The sequence below is a fragment of the Planctomycetota bacterium genome (assembly GCA_016235865.1).
In the GTDB taxonomy this organism is placed as follows: domain Bacteria; phylum Planctomycetota; class MHYJ01; order JACQXL01; family JACQXL01; genus JACRIK01.
In genome coordinates this window covers 13,552-32,491 of the sequence record JACRIK010000029.1, presented here as the reverse complement: position 1 = coordinate 32,491, position 18,940 = coordinate 13,552, and the positions used below count along the sequence as shown (strand labels likewise).

Sequence of the window (18,940 nt, the reverse complement as noted above, 5' to 3'; positions counted from 1 at the left end):
TATGGCGGTATTATTGTTGGCATTGGCCGGCTGCGCCCCGTTAGAAAGAACTCGGGCAAGGGTTATACTAATGATGGTGTTAATGATAGCGGTAGTGGGCTTTCTAACGGGGTGCGCCGGCGGTCCGGCCACAAACATGGCGGTCTCTCCGGGCGAGATAAAGGTTTCGTTCTTCCAGCTGACCCAAGGCAGGTCCGCCAAGGAGCCGATCGGCATCTATGTGGCCATGATTTCCGGCGAGCGGAATGTGAAATCCGGGCTGAAGTTGAATGAAATCTTTGAGCAGGTCAATACGCCCCGGGTGATGGTGGTGGATGACGAGACGGCCGGCGAGTTGTTCAAGTTCATCAACCACGAGGAATTCTTCGCGCTGCCGGAGACGACCCCGGCGCAATTTAACATAAATGACTTGAAACGGACCGACTTTTTTACTAAAGTAATCAATGTGGATATAAACGGGGTGGCCTACAGCGTGTGCTATGATAATCTGCCCCAGCCACTGAAGGAGAAATTCAACCGCATCCAGCAGGCGATATTCCTGTTCATGACCGCGGCTCAGCCCAAGGCGGCCATTGAGGTTCAGGATTGGAAGGAATTATTGCCTGAGGGGATACAGAAATAGTAAACACGAATAGGACGAATCAGAGCGAATGACACGAATAATTCCTGATTTATTCGTGCGATTCGTTAATATTCGTGTGATTCGTGTTAAGGTGTTTATTAGGTATGAAGAACAACGAATTCCAGAAATTCCAGTCGCCCCTAACCACGCGCTACGGCTCACCGGAGATGCTCTATAATTTCTCCGATGAATACCGTTTTCAGACGCACCGCAGAATCTGGATTGCTTTGGCCGAGGCCGAGCGCCAGCTGGGCTTGCCGGTGACCGCCCAGCAAATCGCCGAGATGAAACGGTTCCAGTCCAAGATTAATTATAAACGGATAGCCGATTGGGAGACCCGGACCAATCACGATATCATGGCGCATATCAAGGCCTTCGGCGAGCAGTGCCCCAAGGCCCGGCCGATAATCCATTTAGGCGCCACCAGCGCCATGGTTACGGACAACGCCGATTTGATAATCTATAAAAACGCCATCGCGCTCATCAAGGCGCGACTGGTCAAGACCATTAAATCCTTGAGCGCCTTTGTGAAGAAATATAAGGGCATGCCCTGCTGCGGGTTCACCCATTTCCAGCCGGCCTTGCTGACTACGGTGGGCAAGCGGGCCTGCATGTGGCTCCAGGATTTGGTGGAGGATTTTCATCACCTGGAATACCTGGAATTCAATCTCAAGTGCTTGGGCGCCAAGGGCGCCATCGGCACCCAGGCCAGTTTCCTGTCGCTCTTTAACGGCAATGCCAAAAAGGTAATGCAGTTGGATAAGATATTGGCCCGGAAACTGGGTTTTGATAAGACCTTCCCGATTACCGGCCAGGTCTATCCGCGCAAACAGGATTACCAGATGCTGACCGTGCTTTCAGGCATTGCCCAGTCGGCCCATAAATTCAGCCAGGACCTGCGGCTGCTGCAGGGCTTAGGCGAATTGGAAGAGCCGTTCGGCAAGGAACAGGTCGGTTCATCGGCCATGCCGTATAAGAGGAATCCGGTCTCGAGCGAGCGCATTACCTCACTGGCCCGGTTTGTCATTCTCCTGCCCGATAACCTGGCCCTGACCCATTCAGTCCAATGGCTGGAGCGTTCTCTGGACGACTCGGCCAACCGTCGGATTTCCATACCCGAGGCATTCCTGGCCACGGACGCCATACTCAGAACCTACAATAAAATCATGGCCGGCGTGACGGTTTATGAAGGCGTGATTAACCGGCGCATCGAGACGGAATTGCCATTTATGATAACCGAGGAGATACTGATGAAGGCGGTGAAATTGGGCGCGGACCGCCAGGAACTGCACCAGAGAATCAGGGAACGTTCGATGGAGGTAATTAAGAATATCAAGCAGGGCGGGAAGAATGACCTGCTGGCCCGGCTCAAGAATGATAAGGCCTTTGCCCGGGTGGTGCCACATCTGAAAGACATGCTCGAGCCAAAGAAATACATCGGCCTGGCTGAAAAGCAGGCAGCCGAATTCTTGAGGCAGGAAGTAGCGCAGATAATAAGATGAATCCCGCCATTAGGCGGGATCTAACTTGCTGTAACGCTCTCCCTCTGGGATACCTAACAGCAAGTAAGAGGAGCAAAGAATGATATATAGTGATAAGGTGATGGACCATTTCCGGAATCCGCGTAATGTCGGCGAGATACCGGATGCGGACGGCGTAGGCGAGGTCGGCAATCCGGTCTGCGGCGATATGATGACATTCTACATCAAGGTTAAGGATAACCGGTTAGCCGATATCAAGTTCAAGACTTTCGGGTGCGGCGCGGCCATCGCGGTTTCCAGCATGGTCACTGAGATGGGGATGGGCAAGACATTGGAAGAAGCCAAGAAGATTACCAAGGCGGAGGTGGCCAAGGAGTTAGGCGGCCTGCCGCCCAATAAGATGCACTGTTCCAACTTAGGCGCCGAGGCGCTGACCAAGGCCATCGAGGATTATGAGAAGAAAAAGTCCGGTTTAAAGACACCGTCAGTTCCGGCGCCAGCCAAAGAGCCCCAGGTTGAAGGGCCGTGCGTCTGTCAGTTCTGCAAGAAGGAAATACAGGACGCGCACGATAAGATATGCAAGCCCTGCGGCGCGAAGGCAGATAAAAATAAATAGGGATTATCACGAATAAGGATTTTCGCCTCCAAAATCCCCCTTAATCCCCCTTTTGCAAAGGGGGAAATAGGGGGATTAGAATATATATGACCTTCTGGGAAATTATTATTTTGAGCATCATCCAGGGCATAACGGAATTCCTGCCTGTCTCCAGTTCCGGCCATCTGGTGATTGCCGAGCATCTGTTTAAGATGACCAATCCTGAGACGAATCTTCTGCTGATTGTCATCCTTCATCTGGCCTCGCTGCTGGCGATTTGTATAAGTTTTTATCAGGAAATCATAGAGATGGTGCTTAATCCCAGGATACTCTGGCTGGTGATTATCGGGACCATCCCGGCCGGACTGGTCGGCTATTTATTTAACGACCAGATAAGCCGCTTGTTTGCCAGCCCACTGGTGGCCGGGATTGGATTGTTATTGACCGGCATATATCTGCTGTTATCGGAATTGCACTGGAAGGGGTCGCCGACTACATTAGCGCGCGCCACGCCCAAACAGGCGTTCTGGGTCGGCATTGCCCAAATGATTGCGATTATCCCGGGAATTTCCCGTTCAGGGACGACTTTAGCCACTGGGCTATTAAAAGGCCTGGATCGTTCGTCCGCCATAAAGTTTTCATTTCTGCTGGCTATTCCGGTGATAGGCGGGGCGTCAATACTGAAACTAAAAGATTTCGGTAAACTTTCAGGGGCACTTCAGCCGATACCTATAATGGTCGGCTTTATCATCTGTTTAGGGGTAAGCCTGCTGGCAATAAGCATCCTGGTTCGGACGGTCAGGCGCGGACACCTGTCATATTTTGGCTGGTATTGCCTGTTAGTCGGATTGTTTATTGTAATGTTTGTGCGTTAAAATACGTCAAGCAGTCAAGGATTGTCAAGTACAGATAACCTACTGACCCGCCGAAGGCGGATTTGACTATTCTTGACCATTTATGACGCTATTGTATTTATTATGACTGCAGACAAAAACAAGCGTTCCATCAGGCCCATTATCGGCGTATTCTTAATACTATTGGCCCTATTTTTAGAGTTCAGTTTGATTACCCACAGCACAACCGATAACCCGGCCTGGCATTATAACGCGGATAAGCCGGTTGGTTTCAGCAACTGGGGCGGGACGGTCGGCAATTTCTTCGCCACCAACCTGTTTCTTGTTTTCGGTATTGTGGCATATCTTTTAGCGGCCATGGTCGGGCTCTGGGGCATATTCCTGATATGGCGCCGGCAGATTTCGGTCCTGCCGCTAAAGATATTGTGCCTGATTATATTCATAGCCGCCGCATTGTCATTAGCCGGATTGGTTACGCCGGCCGGGTTTAACTCGGGCCGGATGGAGACCCTGGGCGGACTGACCGGCGCGGCTCTGGCCGGATTCACCATCCATACCTTTGGCTCAATCGGTTCGTATCTGCTGGCTCTTTTTGTCTTGGGGGCTTCCATTATCTTGGCCACGGATTGGCTGGCCTATGATGTCGGCGCCAAATTCGGCCGGATTATATACGCCATGGCCGCCAGATTCATCGGATTCATTAATGCGCTCCGCCAGGGCATTGACCGCAAGCACGCCCAGGATAAGATGATTAAACAACTGACCAAATCCGGTGTGCCAGCTCCGGTTACAACACCCATGGTTTCCGTGGAAGATGGCGATTTTGGCTCTGATCAGGATGAGCCGGGAGAGGATGATGACGCCAGAATCAGCAAGATTGCCGAGACCAAGCCCAGGGTTGCTCCGGTAAGAGAGCCGGCCAAGGCTCGGGAGGTTATGGTCGGCAATTTCAAGCTGCCCGGCTTGGACCTGCTGGAAGACCCGGAGGCGATGCCGGATTCGGATAATGCCGACGAGGTCAAGGACCGGATTGTCGTGATAGAAGGAACCCTGCGCAATTTCGGCATCGAGGCCAAGGTGGTAAACATTGAACGTGGGCCGGTGGTGACCAAATACGAGATAGAACTGGCGCCCGGCATCAGCGTCCACAAGGTGGCCGGGATGATAGATGATTTGTCTATTGCCCTGAAATCGCCCAATGTCACGGTGGTGGCGCCGATTCCGGGCAAGTCCACGGTCGGCATCGACGTGCCCAATACCTATAAAGGCATTGTCCGCCTGAAGGAACTGGTTACCAATAACGACTTTATCCTGCCGCTGTGCCTGGGCAAGGACGCGGCCGGAACCCCGGTCGTCCGCGAGCTGGACGAGATGCCGCACATATTGATTGCCGGCACGACCGGCTCGGGCAAGTCCATCTGCATTGACAGCGGCATCCTGAGCATGCTCATGAAGCGGACGCCGGATGAACTCAAGCTCCTGCTGATTGACCCGAAGATGGTGGAGCTGTCGGCATTCAAGGATATCCCGCACCTGATTTCGCCGGTGGTGACGGATATGAAACGGGCGCCGTTGATTCTTCAGTGGCTGGTCCGGACTATGGACGAGCGCTATGAATTACTCCTCCGGGTGGGCGTCAAGAAGATAAGTTCTTATAACCAGTTGACCACCGATAAAATCAAGGAGCGGCTGAGCGAGGAAGGTGAGGAACCTGTGGACGTGCCCAACAAACTGCCTTATATCGTGGTGGTGATAGACGAACTGGCCGACCTGATGATGGCCGCCTCGGACGACGTGGAAAACGCCATTACCCGGCTGGCCCAGAAATCCAGGGCGGTCGGGATTCACCTGATATTGGCCACCCAGCGGCCGTCCGTGGATGTGATAACCGGGCTGATAAAATCCAATATGCCGGCCCGGATTGCCTTCAAGGTGGCTTCCAAGGTGGATTCCCGGACCATCCTGGACCGCAACGGCGCCGAACGCCTGCTGGGCAAGGGCGATATGCTCTTCCTGCCACCGTCCTCGACTGATCTGATTCGGGCCCAGTGCACCTTTGTCAGCGACAAGGAAATCCATAACATTGTGGACTTCCTCAAGAAACAGGGTTCGCCGGTCTATGATACGGAATTGCTGGAACTGGAAAGCAAACGCGACTTTGAGAATCTGGAAGACGATGAGTTATTTGAGGACGCGGTTCGGGTGGTGTTGGAAACCCAGCGCGGGTCGGTATCATTAATCCAGCGCCGGCTGAATATCGGATACAGCCGGGCTGCCCGGTTGATAGAGATGATGGCCAAGGTCGGTATCGTCGGCGGCTATAAGAACAGCAAGGCCAGGGAGGTCATCATGAATCTGGCAGATTGGGAGAACGCTAAAACCACGGCCGGAAGGCAATAACCCCGCACATAACTTGCATAAGCGAAAGAATATTTTACCTGAAATGAATAACCCCCGCCCCCCGAAGATATCGGGGAACGGGGGAATGAGTGCGGAGACCTAAGCTATGCCCTTACGGGACAAAATAGCCTAAGCACTCCGGAGAGGGATAATATATATATAGTGGCAACTAGCATGCCAGTTCTGAAGATTACCGGGCAAATCCGACGGGTTTATTAGCCAATCCCCTTATTTATCAACAGGATAGAGAATCTTACGCAATTCGTACGAAAAATCAGGGCGGTCTTATGCACGGAAAACTTTTCCGCAGTGACGGAAAACTTTTCCGGCTACCGTCTTTCCAATTCCCCGAAAATCATCTTGCCGGCCGCGGTTTGCAGGGCGCTGGTGACCGTCACCATGACCTTCTGGCCGATGCGATGCTGGGCGCCCTCCACTACCACCATGGTGCCGTCCTGGAGATAACCCACCCCCTGCTTGGGCTCTTCGCCGGGTTTAAGAATCTTCAGTTCTATAATCTCGCCGGGCAGGACCACCGGTTTTAGGGCGTTGGAGAGTTCGTTGATATTGATGACCTCCAGACCCTGCAATTTGGCCACCTTATTTAGATTGAAGTCGTTGGTGACCAGATGGCCGTTGAGCGACTGGGACAGTTTGACCAGTTTCATGTCGGTTTCCTTGATGTAGGGGAATTCGGCCTCGTCAATCCGAATATCCAATCGCTTATTCTTGCGTATCTGGTCCAGGACATCCAGCCCGTATTTGCCCCTGGTCCGCTTGGATTTGTCCGATGAGTCGGCCACCTTCTGGAGTTCTTCCAGGACAAACTTGGGGACAATCAGTGGGGAATCAATGGCCATGGCCTCAAGGATGCTGGCGATCCTGCCGTCGATGATGACGCTGGTATCGACAATCCAGGGCTTGCCGCTTTTATGGCTGGGCGAGAGTTCCACAAAGGGAATCACGAACTTGAAATCATCCTTGCTGCGGATAATGGCGATGACTGTAATGAAACTGAACAGGAAGGTGATGGAGAACTGGAACCAGAACTTAAAGTCCGGCAGGTCCTTGGCCATTATCTCGGTCCAGCCGAGCATAAAGACGACATTGGTAAACAGGTAGGAAACAATGAATCCGAAAATCAGCCCGAAAATCACGATGGAAATTGTGGCGATGAACCGGCGGGTGAACCACAATTCTATCAGGACGAAAAGGGTGGACAGCAACACGCCGACGATAACACCGATGAAATTACCGGAGATGTTCCAGCCGATCAGCCCGCTGGTGGCGATGAATAATGCCCTTAAAACGTATAGCATAAATACTCCTTACTCGCTGTTAGACCTTGGTCGTTGACCTGCGCGCCCCGACCCCGAAAGCATTCGGGGCGGGGTGCTCGGAGTCACGCTTCGCTTAGTCCCAGCGAGTTATCCCGACGAATGTCGGGATTGCCATTTATATAATTATATTCTTTCAAACGGATAAAATAGTTTCTTATATTCTTCCTGGGCGTAGCGGTCGGTCATGCCGGCGATATAATCGCAGATGGACCGGCGCAGCGCCATTTCCGGGTCAGAACCCGGCTCCCGGGCCAGTTTTTGGTATCGGGGCGGCAGCTGTTTCGGGTCGCTCAAATATGCGTTGAACAGGTCTTCGATAAACCGCTTGGCCTTCTGGGTCATCCGCTCCACTCGGTAATGCTTATAGAGATTCTCGTATAAGAATGATTCCAGCTCCTTGCTTTCTTCGGCCATCTTATCGGAGAACCGGACAATCACTTCGTCGTGTTTCCGCACATCAGCCACGCTTTTGATATTACATTTCTTGAGCAGTTTCAAGGTATTCTCAACCAAATCGCTGACCTCGATATTAATCAGCGAGATGATGGATTGGGGCCGGAGGAACATTTCCTGCTCAGCCGGGGATAGTTTCTTCTTGTGTCCGGCTGAGGCCTTTTGCCAGAGGGAGCAGTTCTTGAGGGCTTCATATTTAATCAGGCCGGCCCGGATACCGTCGTCCAAATCGTGGTTGTCATAGGCAATCATATCAGCCATGGCCACCACCTGCGCCTCGAGCAGTCCCTGCCATTCAGGGTGGTATGCCTCGGGTATTTCGGCATTGTCGTAGGCGGTGGAGTGTTTTATCAGTGATTCCCGCACCTCGTAGGAAAGATTCAATCCGGTGAATTGTGGGTAACGGCGTTCCAGGAATTCAACGACCTTAAGCCCCTGGGAATTATGTTCAAAGCCGCCGTATTCCTTCATCAGGTGGTTCAATGCCTCCTCGCCGGCGTGGCCGAAAGGGGTGTGTCCGAGGTCGTGGGCTAGGGCAGCGGTTTCTATCAGGTCTTCATTCAGTCGCAGGGCCCGGCCGATGGTTCGGGCAATCTGAGTGACTTCAATGGTATGGGTCAGGCGGGTGCGGTAATGGTCGCCTTCGTGGTTGACAAAGACTTGGGTCTTATATTCCATTCTCCGGAAGGCCGTGGAGTGGATAATCCGGTCCCGGTCCCGCTGGAAAGCGGTTCGGTAGGGATGCTCCGGCTCGGGATATTTGCGGCCGAGCGAGTTAGCGCTCCTCATGGCATAGGGCGCCAGTAGCTTGTTTTCCAGTTTTTCCAGGACATTACGAGTATTCATAATGATTTATATTACAAGAACCGTATTAAGCGGTCAAGGAAAATAGAAACACGCACTAAGCGAAGCGTGACCACGAAGTGAATAGGACACATTCGCTGCGCTCAGTGTAAACTCACAGAATATTTAATGAGTTTACCCTGAGTAAAACGAAGGGTATGATTCGTCTTTATTCGTGTGATTCGTGTTAAATATTCGTTTTATTTCCCCGGCCAGGTAGAACGAGCCGGTGATGAGAATCAGGTCATCTTCAGCGGCTAATTTAACCGCCTTTTCCAATGCCCTTTTATGCTCAGGTTCAATAATAAAAACCTGATCGGTGTTTTCGGGTAGATATTTCAGGAATTCATTCGGCTCCAGTAAGCGCGGATGGCTGGTTTTGGTAAGGATTATAACATCAACTGAAGGAGTTATTATATCCAGTATCTTTTTTACGTCTTTATCTTTTGAAAGGGCGAGTACCAGGATGATTTTACGGTATTTTAAGCGCTGAATTGTTTCTATGGTTGCCTTGATAGAAACCGGATTATGGGCGCTGTCCAGGATGATGTCCGCCCCGTTGGAGGTAAATCTTATTTTATCTGAGACAGTTTCTTTATTATTATCTTTAGGTAAAGTAGAGTTTGGTGTTACCGATTCACGGTCGCCTAAGGGCGACCTACCTCTAACGGGGTCCGGTTTGCGGCTGACTAATTCCAGTCTGCCGGGCAGCACCAATTCTTTAAGCGCCCGGTTTATTTCCGCTGTATTTATTTTGGTGTAATTAGCGGAGTTGAGCAGTTTAATCGCGCCGCAGGCCAGCGAGTAATTCTCCTGCTGATGATTGCCGAGCAGGTTAAGTTTATGGGGCAGTATTTTTGCAAGATGAAGAGGCGCCTTTTTGGCTTTCGCACTTTCTTTGATAACCTTATCAGCTGGCGTCATTTGCCTGAAGGTTATTACGGGAACACCCGGTTTGATAATCCCGGCCTTCTCATGAGCGATTTCTTTTATGGTATCCCCCAGTTTATCGGTATGGTCAAGGTCAACCCTGGTGATGACACTGGCTATCGGCGTAATCAGATTGGTGGCGTCAAGCCGTCCGCCCAGGCCGACTTCAATTACGGCAAAGTCAACTTTGTGTTGTGTAAAGTATAAAAATGCCATGGCTGTCATTGTCTCAAAGAAAGTGGGCGAACCAATGGCGAATGGTGAATGGCGAATGGTGAAGTGAGTTTTATCTGCAATATGATTCATTAGGTTAGTGAAATCATTCTTGGGGATGAGGGTTTGTTTGTCGTTATGCCATAGCTGTATCCGTTCGCGCAGGTCAACCAGGTGGGGTGAGGTGTAAAGCCCGGTCCGGTATCCGGCAGATGATAATATCCTGGCAATCATCAGCGCGGTCGAGCCCTTGCCCTTGGTGCCGGCAATATGGATGCAATGCAGGTTATTTTGCGGATTGCCGAGCGCCTGCAGGAGCCACTTCATTCGTTTGAGGTTGTAAGTGGTCTGGCTGTAGTGGACCTTGGCCATTCGTTCGTAGTCAGTGAATCTGCAGAGATATTGATAGGCGTCGGAATAGGATTTAAGTTTGGTGTAGAGCATAGCGTCAGGTTATTTTGCCATTAGAATCGTCAGTTTTGATTTATACTGCAGGATGATGTCGTTTTTTTTGTCGTTATTCAGGTCGGCTACCACTGCCTTATCAGGGATTCTTACCGGGCAGAGGAGGAGTTCATCCTTTTCAAAACTCACGCCATCCGGCCGGGTTAATTTATCCTTCTGCCGGCCGCAATAGATGGTGACCGCGCCTTTCTTCTTTTCCGGCCCGGATATGGTCAGGAGATCGGTTCGATTATCAGCATTGTAATCATAGCCGAAATAGATATGCGAGAAATAGCCGGTTCCCTTGCCTAAAAACGAAGATGGGAAACTGACATTGCGTTCATAGTCGGGCGCCATCGGGAAGTTTTTCCCCGGTTTGTTCGCTGGCGCGGTCACTGCGGTGTTCAGGTATACCTGATAAATTATAGGTATGTATCCCAGGACGGCCTTTTTTATGAGCGAGAATTTAAATGAGATGATGAACAGGTCCGGATAATTGTCGCCGTTTATTTCGGTTATACCCCAGAGCGGGCAGATTCCTTTTAGGTTTATTACCTGGGCCGGCGGCGTGGAATAAATAGGTCCAGCCGATATTTCTCCTTTCCCACCCCGACTCCCGTTGGGGGCAGGATTGCCGGAACTGTTATTGAGGAAGATAAATATGCGCGTCACCATATTGCCGATATCTGACATATCTCCGCTGGTCGAAGCGATTACCAGGTCCATAAAGCCGTCAGCATTCAAATCGGCGAACTGGTTTGAATAAAGCAGGACGTTACTGCCGCTTTGGTTGGCGGAAGGGGCAAGGAAATCCATGCGGAATTCGCCCGATGGGGCTTCGGGGAAGAATCCGTTTGCCTTGTTCTGGAAGTAGTAATTTAATCTGTTGGGGAACCCTAAAGCAACATCTTTCAGCCCGTCCCCGTTCAAATCCTTGAGGGAAACATGCGGCAGCGCTGAGGAGATGGTGATAAAAGACGAATCCGATGTCTTGATTGCGTGTGAGGCCGGCTGGTTGATAATCTGTTTTCTGGCCGGTTTGGCGTTTTCGTAAGGCCCCCAGCAAATCAGATAGCCGTCTTTGGTCGGGATAATCAGATCGTCTATGCCGTCATTATTTATATCCGCGCCTTCCTTGATAAGCGGTAGGGCGTTGGTATTGGTTTCGGAAGGATAGAAAATAGATTGTTCGGACGCCAATAATATTCTTTCTTCATTATAACCGGAGCCGTCAGCTTGCTTATAGCAGAAGACGCTATCGGAGGTGTAGAAGGCGATTTCTGCGCCGCCGGCCGGAAGATAATTTCCGACATATATAATCATAGCTCCCGCAGGTATTTTTATCGTCTGCTTAGGACGATACTCCGAATTGGATTTATCATAAGAAAGTATTTCCAGGGACGCAGTCTCGGTTTGGATATAGATGATTTCCTTAATCCCGTCGTTGTTAAGGTCTATCAGGTTAAACGATTCTGAATGTCCGTTTATGGCGATATCTTTTATGCTGAAATGCTCTAATCCAATCGGCTGGGTTTCCTCATCCAGGTCGCCCCGCTGGGCAAAGACGGATAGGGGAAGCAGCAGAAATAGAACAATTATGACACGTCTCATAATAGCAAACACCAAGATTAAATTGATTTAACCGGTTTAGTCAAGGAAAATACTTGACATTTGGGTGTAGGAGAGTATAAGATTAGCCACTGAGAGCCATAAGGGCGCCATGGCGCTTCGGCGCCAGAAGACGTAAAGAATTCTTGGTGTCTTTGTGGCAGAAATTACTAAGTTTTATTGATTATGAAAGTACTAAAATTCGGCGGCGCCAGTTTGCAGGACGGCAACTCCCTGAAACAGATTGCTGATGTTATTTCCACCACCAAGGGCCCCAAAGCCATAGTTCTTTCCGCCTTTAACGGCGTCACAGATGAACTGAATAATTTGCTGAACCGTATTCTTAATAAGAATTTCAGCGAGAAGCAGATCAGCACTTTTGTTAATAAGCTTAAACTGGAGCACCTGGAGTTTCTCAAGCAGGCGTTATCCGGCATCGCGGTGTTTGACGAGACCTACCGGTTGATTGAAGGGCAGTGCAATCGGTTGGAGCGGCTGCTTTACGGCCTGCGCTACATAGATGAGATAACCGAGCGTTCGCGCGACCTGATAAACAGTTTTGGGGAGCGGCTTTCGGTTATTATCGCGGCTGAGGCGTTGACTCATTTAGGGATAAACTGCCAGGCGCTTGAGGCGGACAAAATCGGCGTGGTCACCGACGGACTGTTCGGCAAGTCATCGGCTTTATTACCGGTGGTGCGCAAGAATATGGGCCGGGTGGTGATGCCGCTGATAAGGCGTAATATTGTTCCGGTCATCACCGGTTATTTTGGATGCGACAAGCACGGCCGGACCACCACCTTCGGCCGGGGCGGGAGCGACTACAGCGCCTCGGTCATGGCTTATGCCCTTGATGCGGATGCGCTGGAACTCTGGAAGGATGTGGACGGCTTTATGAGCGCCGACCCGGAGATTATCCCCCAGGCGCGTTTGATAAAACATCTTTCTTACAAGGAAGCCGCGGAATTGGCCTATTTCGGTTCAACTATACTTCATCCCCGGACCGTTGAACCGGTGCTGTTGAAGAATATACCCATTATAATTCGCAATACCTTTAATCCAAAGGGCTCAGGCACAGTTATACATAATTATCACATTGCGCATTCTATCCCGGTTAAAGGCATTACGTATGAAAAGGCGTCGGGTTTTATCAAGGTGCATGGCTATGGCTCCGGATTTGGATATAAGCCAGAGGTGGTCAACGAGATTACCGGACGTCTGCTAGAAAATAATATAAATATTAAAAGCATTCTTTCGGCGCCGACCGGCATCGGACTGGTCTTCGGCAAAGAGGATTTTGATGAGGCCTTCTCAGTTTTGAGCCGAACGCCGATTAAACTGGTCAGCGGGTTTGAGAAGGTTCTGGACCAGGCGCTGATTGCCTTTGTCGGAGAGGGCATGACCAAAGAGCAGGGCGTCGCGGCCCGGGTTTTCAATTGCCTGGCTAACAAGAGAATTAATATTGAGATGATTTCAGCCGGGGCATCATCCGCGGCCGGATTCTTTATCATCCGCCGCCGGGACCTCAAGAAAACCATCACGACGCTATATAAAGAGTTTTTTACTTGACAATAGCAGTTATTTATACGGATAATTATCCTTTGAAAGGAGTATAGCGAATGGAGAATTATCATAAAGAAAAAGGTTCTGTAGTTGTTACCATAGACCCGGCACTTTACAGTAAAGAGGCAGTATTGGCAGCAGGATATGCCATGTTGGGTAAAGCACATCTAGTAGTGGGCAAGGACAAAAAGAACGGCGAGTTCCTGGCTAAGCTGACTCCGATAGATGAAAAGGCCGGCGATAATATCCTGGACGAACTGGCCCGGGATTTTAACGACCAGCTGGTAAACTATGCGATGTTTTATCAGGAATCAGCCAAGAATGACGAATTAAGAAAAGTGCTTATTGCCACCGCGCTATATGGAGTCCAAAAAGATGAACCAAGAGTTTAATAATTATACCATAAAAGACGGCAAAATCATTCTATTTCTGGAAAAGGAAATTTATAACACGGATATGATTAATGGGGCCGGGCACGCCGTAGCCGATGAATGCAAAATGGTTGTGGTTGACAAGAAGGATATTTATGAGGTTATTCTGACATCAATAAAAACCGGGGCCAATCAGGAAAACCTGGCAATATTATATAACGATGCCCTGATTAGCGGTGTTTCACTGTTTCCTAACTGAATATATATAAAATGGCAAATTATATCGCTGATGTGATGAGCAAGAAATTGGATGACAAATATCTGGTTTCTACTATTTCCGGCGCCTGGGATGTCCTGACCGAGCCGGAATATAAGTCGCTGATAACCTACCAAGCTGAGAAAGACCCGGATTTATATAAGAGGTTGGAAGAAGAAGGCATTATTCTTACCAAGGGGAATATAGAACTTATTAAAAACCGGCTCCGTCAGCGCTATTCTTTCTTATGCGAGCCGGTGGCGCTCCATATTATTGTGGCTACTAATCGCTGCACGCACCGCTGTATATATTGTCATGCGGCATCGCCTGCTCCGGAACTGACGGGGGTGCAAGATATGTCTAAAGAAACAGCCGATAATGTATCTGATTTTATCTTATCGTCAACTGCTAAGGTTCTTTCGGCTGAGTTCCAGGGAGGCGAATCACTTCTGAATTTAGAAATAGTAAAATATATCGCCGGTAAATTGGAAAAAGAAAGAGGTGATAAAAGAATAATTTATCGTTTAGTGACAAATCTTTCAGGGATGACAGAGGAAATCTTTACTGATTTATTAAAGATGGGATTCAATGTAGTTACTTCTTTGGATGGCCCTAAGGAATTGCATAACAAGCAGCGACTGATGGCGAATACAAACAGCTATGATAATGTTATTAAATGGTTTGATTATGCGCGGGAACGATTCAACAAGAATATTGGGACTTTGGCTACTACGACACGTTATTCTTTGGAGTATGGCGCCAAGGCCATTATTGGTGAGTACGTGAAGCATAAAATATATCATATTAGATTAAGGGAGCTGAATTTATCGGGCGCAACTATTCCTCATTGGAAAGAAATCGGCTACACGCCGGAAGAGTATTTTGACTTCTGGAAAGAAGGAGTGGACTATTGTATCCAACTCTATGAACAGGGTATTCCCATGCGGGAGGATATGACCACGATTATTTTAGAAAGATTACTTAGCCCCGCAGGCGGAGTGTATATGTGTTACAGAAGTCCTTGCGGCGCCGGTATAAACCAGGTGTCATACGACCCGGCCGGTGATATTTATTTCTGCGACGCAAGCAGAAGTTTTGGCGAGTCATTTACTATCGGGAATGTCAGTGAGATGACATACGAGGATTTGATAACCAAAACCAAAGGACTCAGGGGGTTGAGTAACCTGAATACTCCTTGTAGGCAATGTGTCTGGTCGCCTTATTGCGGGACCTGCCTGCTTCAGCCATCCGGGAAAGAAGAAGGATTTATTCCCATTAAACTCCGCGACTTCCACTGCCAACTCAGGCAGAAACAATTAGAATACGTGGTTAAACTCCTGCTGGGTGAACATAAAAATACCTTACTGGAATGGTGGGAAGCAACTTCCCGGATGAGCGGAAGGTCGGTAGATTTAGATTACCAGCCGAAAGTATAAAGTCGGTAAATCATGTCAGGATGAGTAAGCAATATTATACCTTAAGAGAATCCGTTGCGTTTACGCCTCAGATAGGGATTACACCCGATAATTTCAGCGGTTTTTCCAGATATCTCAAGCCCGATGAAGATATCAAGGCGGAGATAAATAATTTATCACCCCGGGATGAGAGGTTTGTTCTTTCCGCCCTGGCCGGCTATCAACGGCTTTATGGCCAAAGGAAGGTATCGGTGAAAAGAGGGAGTGATTTCTACTGTTTGGAGTCAATCTCTCTCCTGGAATCGCTTCACAGGCCAAGATTTTTCCTTAATTTACAGCTTACCGGCCGCTGTAACTTTGACTGCAAGCATTGTTATAATCAACTGAAGAACAAACACCTGAAAAATCCGGATTTATCCCTGAAGGCAATCGAGAAAATGTGCCGGCAGTTTCTGGCTGTTGAGCGGGCCAGGGATTTCGCTGATATCTCTGTTTATCTGTTAGGCGGCGAGCCGTTTCTTCATCCTGAATTGCCCCAAGTCGTAGACCTGATTGGTGATTTAAAAGTCAACGGACTGTATTTCAATGATGTCCGATTGGGGAGCAATGGTTTATTGGTGCCAAAAAATATAGAGTTACTGAAACGGGCGCGTGATTTATTTGAAAGGTTTTCAGTCCAGGTCAGTATTGACGGCGACGCCGAAATATATAGGCAGATACGCGGGCAAAAGATTGATATCCCTTTACGGGCTTTGGATATTCTGGCCCAAAGTAACATCAAAAGACAAATCGCCATCAGCATCTCGCGCCTGAACAGGTTCAGCCTGGAATACATCTTGGACCTTTGCGATAAATATGATGCCACTCCGCATATTACGCCATACGTGCCGTTTAACGAAGATTTGGAGGTGTTGACCCGCGCGGAATGGGAGACATTTAAACTGGCATTGACCGGTATGCTGGAACGGCGCTATGTCGGCGCCTGCGGCTATGATTTCGGCTGCGGTATCGGCTGGAACGGCACCAGTATTGACCCGGAGGGATATATCATCGGTTGCCCCAGAGACACTGAGGTAGTGGGGCATATTGACAATGTTTCCCTGACGGATAAAAAACTTTGGAGAACCAAATCAGAGGGCCCGTTTTTGTTTTATGAACGATGCGGCCGGTTTATCAAAACAAAATAAACCTCAAGACATAAAAATGACCATAAAACAATCCTCCTCTGACGTTAAACTTGTTCGTAATTATATTACCGACCCGCCCATTTATTATTACCATGAAAATAATTATTTTATTTATGATACAAATATAAAGAATTTGATTTGTCAGATGTCGGAAGTACACCCTGACCCGGTTGGCGTTTATAATTTTCTTACTTTTGGTTATTTGCCTTTTGAACTCACGCCCATTAAAAATATTTATAAATTGGAACCTGGCGAAACCCTTACCTGGAATGCTCAGGCCGGGATTAAAAAAGAAATAAATCGGACGCTACCCCAATTTGAATTCGCACCCGATGCTAATGACGAATCTTATTATGTTGCGCAGATACAGAATCTCTTAAGGGCGTCTATAAAAAAAACATTACAAGAGAAGAATCCGGAAGAAGCCGTAATTATGCTGTCCGGCGGGATTGATTCCAGTATGCTTACTGCCTTGGTAAGAGAAATGTATCCTAAAGAGAGGTTGAGAACTTTTACCGTTGGTTTTGAAGAAGTGCTGGGCGATGATATCCATTATGCCAGAAAGGTCGCCAGGCATCTCAAGACCGACCATCGCGAAAAAATATTATCCGGAGATGAGGCGATTGCAGGGCTACTCAGCGCAATCAGAGAAATAGATCTGCCCACTTCAAATCAGAGAGTATTTATCAGGAAGTATTATCAGGATGAGAACACGGGAATGGTTCATATTACCGGTATGGGTGGAGATGAATTATTCCTGGGCTGGCCACAGTTCCACCAACTCCTTCAGCCGGATGATGTCAATAAAGAAGTATTTTTACCTCGTTTTCTGATGAGACAAAACGCCACTAAACGGCTGCTTCCTTATTTGATGACATTCCCTTTTACGGAAAACCAGAAACACTTGCTATTCACAAAACAAGCATTAGAAGATGTGCTTATGTATATGGATAAGCAGCCTTTAAGAGGTTATACCTTATTTCAGACGCCTGAAGAGGGGGTAAAATTACTTCAGGAGTTTTGCCTGAGATACCGTATCCCTCACTGGCAACTTATTTGGATAGGATATGGTAACATTTATCCCTACCTGGCAGAAGATTTCATGAAGTTTGCCTTGACAATACCTGTGCGGTATAAAATAAAAGATGGTATAGAAAAATATATTCTGCGGCAATCAGCGAGACCTTACCTGCCTCAGGAAGTCGTGACGCGGGAGGATATTCATAGGGGAGGAACAAGACCAGGAGAACGATTTGCTATCGGTTTAAAAGAGATAGAGCGCTCTTTTCTTAGCGCCTCCTATTTGGTGGATAAAGGTATTTTAAATGGGGCTTCCATTAAAAAGATTGTTGATTCTATAGATATAGATACGGATAATAGAAACGACTTCCTTAGATATTGTCTGGCTGTTTTAGAGATATGGTTTAGGGGGCATGTATGAGATTCTTTTTTGACCGCTACCCGACATTAGTTGTGCATATTTCTAATAAATGCAACCAGAAATGCCGGTTCTGTTTCAAGCAGGCAGATTTCTGGGGCGAAGATTCAATAACTCTTAAGGATTTGGACGCTCTTATCAAGAAAGGCATAGCCGAATACCGGATTAAGGGAATCTGGTTCGGAGGCGGCGAACCGCTCCTGTATGATTCATTAAATAAGGCGGTTGAATTAGTCCGTCAGAACAAACTCCGGGTGTTGATGACCACCAACGGCGTGCTCCTGCCTGGTTCACCGGAGTTCAGGAAGATTATAGATAAGGTGGATGTCCTCCTGGTATCCCTGCATTCCCATATCCCTGATGTCCATAACCGCCTGGTCGGCAATGATGATTCGTTTTCGCAGGTAATGAAAACCCTGAACTACCTCCAGGAAAATAACCGGAAATTTATCATCAATTGCGTCTGCACCGCAGAAAACTATACAAGATTATATGAATTCAGTGAAAAACTCTTTAATAACTTCGGATTGGGTCTGGACGGATTACAAATACTTGCTCTTAAATATCACGGTCGGGTTTTAGAAAACAAGAACCTTTCGGTAGAAATGAGTAAAATTAGACCATACTTACAAAAGATAAATACCCTTGCCCAACAGGAAAAACTTAATATTATTCTGAGGGATTTTCCGCTCTGCCTGGCGCCGCGTGAAATAGCCGCATCCCGCTATCCGAGGAATTATATCGGGTATATTAAAAACGGTGATTATTTTATTGACAACGCGGCTAATAAGGGTAAAATATATTCTAATAAATGCCAAAGGTGTCGCCTGATGACTAAATGTCCCGGTGTAGACGCGAACTACATTAGAATATATGGGACAGCAGAGTTGAATCCTTTTGTAGCGGGTTCATGCTAAAGGAAATATT

General features: G+C 48.3%; 16 protein-coding genes. 12 read left to right on the top strand and 4 right to left on the bottom strand.

The annotated features are described in order from the left end of the window. Positions 1-70 precede the first annotated feature (70 nt). The 5 genes from HZA49_09455 to HZA49_09435 all read left to right on the top strand — a co-directional run bounded on the left by HZA49_09455 (position 71) and on the right by HZA49_09435 (position 5,952). Positions 71-622 carry a hypothetical protein gene (locus tag HZA49_09455; protein MBI5779664.1) on the top strand — a complete coding sequence of 184 codons (552 nt, stop codon included), beginning with the start codon at positions 71-73 and terminating at the stop codon, positions 620-622. A 104-nt stretch (positions 623-726) separates the two neighbouring features. Beyond that, positions 727-2,124: an adenylosuccinate lyase gene (locus HZA49_09450; GenBank protein MBI5779663.1), complete on the top strand. Its 1,398-nt coding sequence runs from the start codon at positions 727-729 to the stop codon at positions 2,122-2,124. Positions 2,125-2,206: 82 nt separating this feature from the next. Next, entirely contained in the window at positions 2,207-2,719 is a 513-nt protein-coding gene (gene nifU, locus HZA49_09445; GenBank protein ID MBI5779662.1) for a Fe-S cluster assembly scaffold protein NifU, read from the top strand. A gap of 86 nt (positions 2,720-2,805) precedes the next feature. After that, positions 2,806-3,573: an undecaprenyl-diphosphate phosphatase gene (locus HZA49_09440; protein ID MBI5779661.1), complete on the top strand. Its 768-nt coding sequence runs from the start codon at positions 2,806-2,808 to the stop codon at positions 3,571-3,573. A 102-nt stretch (positions 3,574-3,675) separates the two neighbouring features. After that, positions 3,676-5,952, top strand: coding sequence for a DNA translocase FtsK (locus HZA49_09435; GenBank protein ID MBI5779660.1), 2,277 nt, complete (start codon positions 3,676-3,678; stop codon positions 5,950-5,952). Positions 5,953-6,281: 329 nt separating this feature from the next. Here HZA49_09435 and HZA49_09430 read toward each other — a convergent pair whose 3' ends face one another. From HZA49_09430 to HZA49_09415, 4 genes are all read right to left on the bottom strand, one after another. Further along, positions 6,282-7,271 carry a TRAM domain-containing protein gene (locus HZA49_09430; protein MBI5779659.1) on the bottom strand — a complete coding sequence of 330 codons (990 nt, stop codon included), beginning with the start codon at positions 7,269-7,271 and terminating at the stop codon, positions 6,282-6,284. A gap of 144 nt (positions 7,272-7,415) precedes the next feature. Beyond that, entirely contained in the window at positions 7,416-8,591 is a 1,176-nt protein-coding gene (locus HZA49_09425) for a deoxyguanosinetriphosphate triphosphohydrolase (GenBank protein MBI5779658.1), read from the bottom strand. Positions 8,592-8,723: 132 nt separating this feature from the next. Further along, complete coding sequence (locus HZA49_09420; GenBank protein MBI5779657.1) at positions 8,724-10,175, bottom strand: bifunctional folylpolyglutamate synthase/dihydrofolate synthase; 1,452 nt, start codon at positions 10,173-10,175, stop codon at positions 8,724-8,726. 9 nt (positions 10,176-10,184) lie between these two features. Further along, positions 10,185-11,786 carry a VCBS repeat-containing protein gene (locus HZA49_09415; GenBank protein MBI5779656.1) on the bottom strand — a complete coding sequence of 534 codons (1,602 nt, stop codon included), beginning with the start codon at positions 11,784-11,786 and terminating at the stop codon, positions 10,185-10,187. 183 nt (positions 11,787-11,969) lie between these two features. Here HZA49_09415 and HZA49_09410 point away from each other — a divergent pair, with 183 nt between their 5' ends. From HZA49_09410 to HZA49_09380, 7 genes are read left to right on the top strand one after another with little or no spacing between them, the layout of a single operon-like run. Beyond that, a complete protein-coding gene (locus HZA49_09410) occupies positions 11,970-13,352 on the top strand; it encodes an aspartate kinase (protein ID MBI5779655.1) in 1,383 nt (460 codons plus the stop codon). Positions 13,353-13,402: 50 nt separating this feature from the next. After that, positions 13,403-13,738, top strand: a complete 336-nt coding sequence (locus tag HZA49_09405; protein ID MBI5779654.1) for a hypothetical protein — start codon at positions 13,403-13,405, stop codon at positions 13,736-13,738. Beyond that, complete coding sequence (locus tag HZA49_09400) at positions 13,722-13,976, top strand: hypothetical protein (GenBank protein MBI5779653.1); 255 nt, start codon at positions 13,722-13,724, stop codon at positions 13,974-13,976. Before HZA49_09405 ends, HZA49_09400 begins: the two co-directional genes overlap by 17 nt. A gap of 11 nt (positions 13,977-13,987) precedes the next feature. Further along, positions 13,988-15,409, top strand: coding sequence for an SPASM domain-containing protein (locus HZA49_09395; protein ID MBI5779652.1), 1,422 nt, complete (start codon positions 13,988-13,990; stop codon positions 15,407-15,409). A gap of 20 nt (positions 15,410-15,429) precedes the next feature. Further along, positions 15,430-16,575 (top strand): radical SAM protein, encoded by a 1,146-nt coding sequence (locus HZA49_09390; protein ID MBI5779651.1) that lies wholly within the window; start codon positions 15,430-15,432, stop codon positions 16,573-16,575. Next, the gene (locus HZA49_09385) at positions 16,541-18,016 is read left to right on the top strand and encodes a hypothetical protein (GenBank protein MBI5779650.1); all 1,476 of its coding nucleotides are present in this window, start codon (positions 16,541-16,543) and stop codon (positions 18,014-18,016) included. Before HZA49_09390 ends, HZA49_09385 begins: the two co-directional genes overlap by 35 nt. Next, positions 18,013-18,930: a radical SAM protein gene (locus HZA49_09380; protein ID MBI5779649.1), complete on the top strand. Its 918-nt coding sequence runs from the start codon at positions 18,013-18,015 to the stop codon at positions 18,928-18,930. The genes HZA49_09385 and HZA49_09380 overlap by 4 nt, the downstream gene beginning before the upstream one ends. Positions 18,931-18,940: the final 10 nt, after the last annotated feature.

What these genes read in the sequence shown, in the direction of transcription:
- HZA49_09410 (MBI5779655.1), top strand. Translation starts at nt 11,970, where the DNA reads ATGAAAGTACTAAAATTCGGCGGCGCCAGTTTGCAGGACGGCAACTCC.
- HZA49_09380 (MBI5779649.1), top strand. Translation starts at nt 18,013, where the DNA reads ATGAGATTCTTTTTTGACCGCTACCCGACATTAGTTGTGCATATTTCT.
- HZA49_09395 (MBI5779652.1), top strand. Translation starts at nt 13,988, where the DNA reads ATGGCAAATTATATCGCTGATGTGATGAGCAAGAAATTGGATGACAAA.
- HZA49_09425 (MBI5779658.1), bottom strand. Translation starts at nt 8,591, where the DNA reads ATGAATACTCGTAATGTCCTGGAAAAACTGGAAAACAAGCTACTGGCG.
- HZA49_09435 (MBI5779660.1), top strand. Translation starts at nt 3,676, where the DNA reads ATGACTGCAGACAAAAACAAGCGTTCCATCAGGCCCATTATCGGCGTA.
- HZA49_09450 (MBI5779663.1), top strand. Translation starts at nt 727, where the DNA reads ATGAAGAACAACGAATTCCAGAAATTCCAGTCGCCCCTAACCACGCGC.
- HZA49_09390 (MBI5779651.1), top strand. Translation starts at nt 15,430, where the DNA reads ATGAGTAAGCAATATTATACCTTAAGAGAATCCGTTGCGTTTACGCCT.
- HZA49_09385 (MBI5779650.1), top strand. Translation starts at nt 16,541, where the DNA reads ATGAACGATGCGGCCGGTTTATCAAAACAAAATAAACCTCAAGACATA.
- HZA49_09440 (MBI5779661.1), top strand. Translation starts at nt 2,806, where the DNA reads ATGACCTTCTGGGAAATTATTATTTTGAGCATCATCCAGGGCATAACG.
- HZA49_09405 (MBI5779654.1), top strand. Translation starts at nt 13,403, where the DNA reads ATGGAGAATTATCATAAAGAAAAAGGTTCTGTAGTTGTTACCATAGAC.
- HZA49_09430 (MBI5779659.1), bottom strand. Translation starts at nt 7,271, where the DNA reads ATGCTATACGTTTTAAGGGCATTATTCATCGCCACCAGCGGGCTGATC.
- HZA49_09455 (MBI5779664.1), top strand. Translation starts at nt 71, where the DNA reads ATGATGGTGTTAATGATAGCGGTAGTGGGCTTTCTAACGGGGTGCGCC.
- HZA49_09415 (MBI5779656.1), bottom strand. Translation starts at nt 11,786, where the DNA reads ATGAGACGTGTCATAATTGTTCTATTTCTGCTGCTTCCCCTATCCGTC.
- HZA49_09400 (MBI5779653.1), top strand. Translation starts at nt 13,722, where the DNA reads ATGAACCAAGAGTTTAATAATTATACCATAAAAGACGGCAAAATCATT.
- HZA49_09420 (MBI5779657.1), bottom strand. Translation starts at nt 10,175, where the DNA reads ATGCTCTACACCAAACTTAAATCCTATTCCGACGCCTATCAATATCTC.